Origin of the sequence: Streptomyces sp., from assembly GCF_031178505.1 — a bacterium.
GTDB lineage: Bacteria > Actinomycetota > Actinomycetes > Streptomycetales > Streptomycetaceae > Streptomyces > Streptomyces gulbargensis.
In genome coordinates, this window is the sequence record NZ_JAPSIW010000650.1 from 1 (window position 1) to 4032 (window position 4032).

A 4032-nucleotide genomic window follows, 5' to 3' on the forward strand; every position below is an offset into this window, starting at 1 on the left:
AGCATGGAGCCGGGGTCCAGCGGCACCCCGTCGACACGGCAGGACCCGGACATGGTCAGGACCGCGTACTCGAAATCCGGCACCAGCGGTAGCCGTGCGGACGCGCCCTCGGCCAGGGAGAGGTCGGCTCCGACCACGGGCGAGTACGTGGTGCCGGGGGAGGCGGCGCCGTCCACCTCGCCGAGGACGACGGTGCCCCGAAGTCCCGAGCGTGACGTGATGCCGGGCAGGTCCGTGTGGTGCTCGAAGGCGGGGGCGACCGACCGGTGGGCGTCGGGCAGGGCGATCCACAGCTGCGCCCCGTGCAGCAACGGCACGTGTTCGCGCGGTGTCTGTTCGGCGTGGGCGATCGCCCGGCCCGCGGTCATGAGCCCCAACTCACGGGGGCGGATCGTCCGCAGACTGCCGACGCTGTCCCGGTGCAGGACCTCGCCCTCGTGCAGCCAGCTCACGGTCTGCAGGCCGGTGTGCGGATGGGGAGGGACCCACATGCCGGGCCCGTCGGCGATGTCGTCCGGGCCGTAGTGGTCGACGAAACACCACGCCCCGACCATCCGGCGGCCCAGGTTGGGCAGGAGCCGGCGCACCGCGGTGTTCTCCCCGAGGGGGGTGATCCTCGGTCGCAGGAGCTGGTGGACGGGATGGGCGGAGACCTCCTGGCGGCCTCCCCGTACGTGGACGGTCGGTGCGGTGTCGAGGTTGCTCACGGGTTCACAGCCCGAACCGGGCGCGGTCGCCCCGCGGCACCAGGTCGAGGTACTCCGGGTGCCTGGTGATGTGTCCGCGGACGAACGGGCAGTAGGGCAGCACCTTGAGGCCGCGTTCCCGCGCGGCGTCGAGGGCCGCGCCGACCAGCCGGCCAGCGAAGCCCCGGCCGCCGAAGCGCTTGTCGATCTCCGTGTGCAGGAAGGCGATCTCGTCCCTGTAGGTGTGGTACTGCGCGTACCCCACCAGCTTCTCGTCCTCGTGCAGTTCGAAACGGGTGGCCGAGGGGTTGTCGGTCACGGCGACGCTCATGGTGTCCTCCTGGGGTCGGACGTCAGTGGTGGGACGTGATCCGCCGTACCGCGAGGCCGATGAGCCAGGCGTTCAGCAGCGCGCAGGCGACGACGATCACCGGGAAGGCAGGCGCCGAGAAGGCGTCGACCGCGAGCAGCGCCACGCTCACGGGGGCGGTGGCGGCGATGGGATAGATGCCCGCGAACGAGGAGTCGGCCTGGGCTACGAAGACCGCGTCCACGTAGGACCACACCAGCAGGACGGCCACGACGGCCAGGTAGGCGCGTGAGACCCAGTTGCCGGTGGCCGTGGAGAACAGCGACCGGGAGGGGGTGACGAGGCTCATGGTGTCCTTCGGTGTGCGTGGCATGCGGGGGCTCGGCCGGCGCCCGGGGCATACGCGAGGGGCGCCGGCACCGACAGTCGCACGTCGCCGCTCCCGGCGGCGTCGGCAGTGACCGCCTATATCGCGATGGTGCCGCCGGCGATGAACACAAGCACCGAAACCGGGACTTCGTACGGCATGCCGTTCCGGGGGCCGACGACCGGAGCGGTCGTGCACAGGCAACCCGGAACGCCGCGGAGGAGTCCCTCCCCATGGTGCCGGCACGAGGATCGGAGTCGCGGTGTTCGACGTACGCACGGCCACGGTGGACGATGCGCCGGCGGTCGCCCGTGTCATCCGCGCCCGTGCCGCATGGATGCGCCGGGAGGGGCTGGAGGACTGGGAGGCCTGGTGGCACAGTGCCGACGCGATGGCCGCACGGGCCACCCGTCCCCGGGCCCCGGCCCGGCTTCTCGTCCATCGAAGTGGCGCGGTCGTCGGCTGCACCACCCTGTCCGCCACGGCTTCGGACGAGGAGTGGAGCACCGTCGAACGCGAACAGCCGGCCCGGTACTTGAGTACGACCTGCACCGATCCCGCCTGGCGCGGGCACCGCCCGGGCGCCGTGCTGGCCGCGTGGGCGCTGGAGGAGACCGCGGCCGCCGGAGCGGCCTGGCTGCGCCTAAGCTGCGCCGACGACCGGCTCATGCGGTACTACCGGGACGTTCAGGGATTCGCTCTCGTGCGTACGGTGACCCGTACAGGGGTGACGTACTTGCTGGCCAGGTCCGTGCTCGACCGGCCGGCGGCAGCCCGTCGTCCCCCGTCACGGTAGGTGCCGCACGTCCACTGTCGTCACCTCGGCCGGCCCAGCCCGCCGACGTCCCGCACCGCGTCCCTGGCGGCGCGGGCGCCCGCCGGCGGTGCGAGGTGCGCAGCCGTCACAGCCAGGCGCTGATCGGACGGCGGGTGACTGTGCGCGACCGGGCGCGGTACCCGCCGTCCGGAGCCCGGGCGCCGGTGCGTGCGCGCCGCCCGTCATCGGGGTGGACGCCCGGGTAAGCGGGCCTGATCGGCCGCGACCTGCGGTGAAGGCCGGCCCGGACGTGTCTACTTGCCCCATTCCGGTCCGCCGTCGGTGCAGGTCTGACCGCCGTCGACGGGCAGGGTGACGCCGGTGACGATGGCGGCCTCGTCGCTGGCGAGGTACGCGATGGCGGCGGCGACCTCGTCGGCCTCGGCGGCGCGGCGCAGGGGGATGCGCTGCCACGCCTTCTCCAGCAGCGCGTCGTCGGCCATGATCGCGTCGACCATTTCGGTGACGGTCAGCCCGGGACAGACGGTGTTGGCGCGGACGCCGTGCTTGCCCTCGTCACAGGCGACGGACCGGGTGAGGTTGGCGACGGCGGCCTTGACGGCGTTGTAGCCGGCGTGGGACCAGCCGCCGCCGAGGGAGGAGACGGAGCCGACGTTGACGATGGAGCCCTTGGTGGCGCGCAGGTGGGGCAGAGCGGCGCGGGTGGTGTAGAAGACGCTGGAGAGATCGGCACCGACGCACCGGTGCCAGTCCTCGTCGCTGGTCTCCTCGACGGTGCCGACGAGGTTCATGCCGGCGGCGTTGACCAGGGTGTCGATGCGGCCGAAGCGGCCGACGGCGGCTTGGACGAGGGCGTCGCACTCGACACGTACGGAGACGTCGGCGGGGAAGGCCAGGACACGGTCCTGCGGCATCTCGGCCGCGGCCTGCCGCAGCCGCTCCGCGCGGCGGCCGGAGATCACGACCGAGGCGCCCTCGTCGAGGAAGCGGCGGGCGGTGGCCAGGCCGATGCCCGAGCCGCCACCGGTGACGACGGCGACCTTGCTGGTGAAACGCGACATGACAGTGGTTCCTCTCAGGAGGGGTGCGGAAGGGGGAACGGTGCGGGGCCGTACTGGGCCGGCCGGCGGGGAGGCGGCGTTCCGGTGGCCGGGTGCCGGCGTCGGGATGCGGGGCGGCCGTCACCGGCCGGCGGGGAAGTCCGCGCTGCGCGTGATCTCCTCCCAGGCCCGGAACTCCGCGGCGCGCGTCTCCAGTTGGGCGGTGGCCAGGTCGTAGGCGTCGGCACCGAGCAGCAGGTGGCGGGGCGGCTCGGCGGCGTTGACGGCCTTCAGCAGGGCTCGCGCCGCGCGGTCGGGATCGCCGGCCTGCTTGCCGACGGAGCCGTGATACGCGCGGCGCGCGGCGCCGGCGGTGGGGTCGTAGTCGGCGATCGGGTACCGCGTCTCCTGGGAGGAGCCCGCCCAGGCGGTGCGGAACGCGGACGGTTCCACCGTCATGACCCTGATGCCGAGCGGCTCCACCTCGTGGCGCAGGCTTTCGGAGAGGCCCTCCACGGCGAACTTGGTGGCGCAGTAGTAGCCCACGGCGGGGTGGCCGACCAGGCCGCCGATCGAGGTCAGGTTGACGATGGTGCCCGAGCGCCGGGCCCGCATGCCCGGCAGCACCGCGTGGACGAGGCGCGCCACCCCGTGGAAGTTGACGTCGAACAGCCGCTCGACGGTCTCCGGGTCGGTCTCCTCCACCGCGGCGAAGTAGCCGATGCCGGCGTTGTTGACCACGACGTCGACCCGGCCGAAGTGCTGCTCGGCCTGTTCGACACCCCGGCGCACGCTGTCCGTGTCGGTCACGTCCATCGCGACCAGCAGTGCCCGGCCCCGCTCGGCCAGGT

The 4032-nt window shown here is 73.0% G+C and carries 6 protein-coding genes; 1 reads left to right on the forward strand and 5 read right to left on the reverse strand.

Annotated features, from left to right (window positions below):
* The 3 genes from RIF68_RS29790 to RIF68_RS29800 form a co-directional block, all read right to left on the reverse strand.
* Positions 1 to 707 (reverse strand): pirin family protein (locus RIF68_RS29790; RefSeq protein WP_309054389.1); only part of this gene is annotated, 707 nt, incomplete at its 3' end.
* A 4-nt stretch (positions 708 to 711) separates the two neighbouring features.
* A complete protein-coding gene (locus RIF68_RS29795) occupies positions 712 to 1017 on the reverse strand; it encodes a GNAT family N-acetyltransferase (protein WP_309054390.1) in 306 nt (101 codons plus the stop codon).
* Positions 1018 to 1039: 22 nt separating this feature from the next.
* Positions 1040 to 1345, reverse strand: a complete 306-nt coding sequence (locus tag RIF68_RS29800; protein WP_309054391.1) for an SCO4225 family membrane protein — start codon at positions 1343 to 1345, stop codon at positions 1040 to 1042.
* A gap of 280 nt (positions 1346 to 1625) precedes the next feature.
* On the opposite strand from RIF68_RS29800, the gene RIF68_RS29805 reads away from it, so the two are divergent.
* A complete protein-coding gene (locus RIF68_RS29805) occupies positions 1626 to 2159 on the forward strand; it encodes a GNAT family N-acetyltransferase (RefSeq protein WP_309054392.1) in 534 nt (177 codons plus the stop codon).
* Positions 2160 to 2434: 275 nt separating this feature from the next.
* On the opposite strand, the gene RIF68_RS29810 is transcribed toward RIF68_RS29805, so the two are convergent.
* Together RIF68_RS29810 and RIF68_RS29815 are read right to left on the reverse strand one after the other, a co-directional pair.
* Entirely contained in the window at positions 2435 to 3202 is a 768-nt protein-coding gene (locus RIF68_RS29810) for an SDR family oxidoreductase (RefSeq protein WP_309054393.1), read from the reverse strand.
* Between the two features lie 120 nt (positions 3203 to 3322).
* On the reverse strand, positions 3323 to 4032 hold a 710-nt coding region (locus RIF68_RS29815; protein ID WP_309054394.1), incomplete at its 5' end, for an oxidoreductase.

What these genes read in the sequence shown, in the direction of transcription:
- RIF68_RS29795 (WP_309054390.1), bottom strand. Translation starts at nt 1,017, where the DNA reads ATGAGCGTCGCCGTGACCGACAACCCCTCGGCCACCCGTTTCGAACTG.
- RIF68_RS29800 (WP_309054391.1), bottom strand. Translation starts at nt 1,345, where the DNA reads ATGAGCCTCGTCACCCCCTCCCGGTCGCTGTTCTCCACGGCCACCGGC.
- RIF68_RS29810 (WP_309054393.1), bottom strand. Translation starts at nt 3,202, where the DNA reads ATGTCGCGTTTCACCAGCAAGGTCGCCGTCGTCACCGGTGGCGGCTCG.